1 protein-coding gene is annotated in these 1,060 nt (G+C 70.8%); it reads left to right on the top strand.

Features of this window, described 5'->3' with window-relative positions:
- Positions 1–873 (top strand): formate dehydrogenase accessory sulfurtransferase FdhD (gene fdhD, locus HGG74_RS20850; RefSeq protein WP_168489456.1); only part of this gene is annotated, 873 nt, incomplete at its 5' end.
- Positions 874–1,060 lie beyond the last annotated feature (187 nt).

The following is a 1,060-nucleotide window of genomic DNA, read 5'->3' as shown; positions in this document are numbered from 1 at the left end:
ATGAGCCGTGTTGTTCAGCGTCGGCGGGTGGTGAAGCTGGGCCTGGAGGGCGGGCCGCGCCGGCGGGAGGATGTGCTGGCGGCGGAGGAGCCGCTGGAGGTGCGCCTGGGCGGGAAGCCGTTCAGTGTGACCATGCGCACCCCGGGGGATGATTTTGACCTGGTGGCCGGGTTCCTGGTGTCCGAGGGGGTGGTCTGGGAGCCGGGGCAGCTGGCCTCGCTGCGGTTCTGTGCCGGGGAGGACGGGCAGGGCCGGCAGACCTACAATGTGATTGATGTGCAGCTGGCGGCGGGGGTGGTGCTGCCGGAGACCTCGCTGGAGCGGCATGTGTATACCTCCAGTTCCTGCGGGATCTGCGGCACGGCCTCGATCGAGGCGGTGACCAAGGGCTCGCGCTTTGGCCCGGCGGGGCCGGCGGGGCCGGTGCTGGGGCTGGGGGTGCTGCTGTCGCTGCCGGAGAGGCTGCGGGCCGGACAGCAGCTCTTCGAGCGCACCGGCGGGGTGCACGCGGCCGGGCTGTTCGGTTTCGACGGGGGCCTGCTGTGCCTGCGCGAGGACGTGGGCCGGCACAACGCGGTGGACAAGGTCATCGGCTGGGCGCTGCGCGAGGGCCGGCTGCCGCTGCGGGAGACGGTGCTGCAGGTTTCCGGGCGGGCCTCGTTCGAGCTGGTGCAGAAGGCCTACCTGGCCGGGATCCCGGTCCTGTCGGCGGTCAGCGCCCCGTCCTCGCTGGCGGTGGAACTGGCCGGGCAGACCGGGCTGACCCTGGCCGGCTTCAGCCGCGGACGCAGCATCAACATCTACGCCCACCCCGAGCGGATCGCCGAAGCGGCGCAGGAGACCGCCGGCGAAGCCGAAGCCGCGCCGGCGTGACGGGCGTAGAACCGATGGCACCGCCGGAGCAGACCGGTGGTGCCATCGGCATGGAACCAAGCACCGTATGGGCGGTGGCAGGACTAACAGGAGACCAGGATGGCTTTGATCAGGCGTAACGCCCCGGTAGATGACATTAATGAGGACGAGCTCGAGGTTCATGGGCCGAAGACTGCTGCGGCGGGGG

Origin of the sequence: Arthrobacter mobilis, assembly GCF_012395835.1 — a bacterium.
In the GTDB taxonomy this organism is placed as follows: domain Bacteria; phylum Actinomycetota; class Actinomycetes; order Actinomycetales; family Micrococcaceae; genus Crystallibacter; species Crystallibacter mobilis.
Note: the sequence above shows the minus strand (reverse complement) of the source record. Positions and strands in the feature narration are given on the sequence as shown.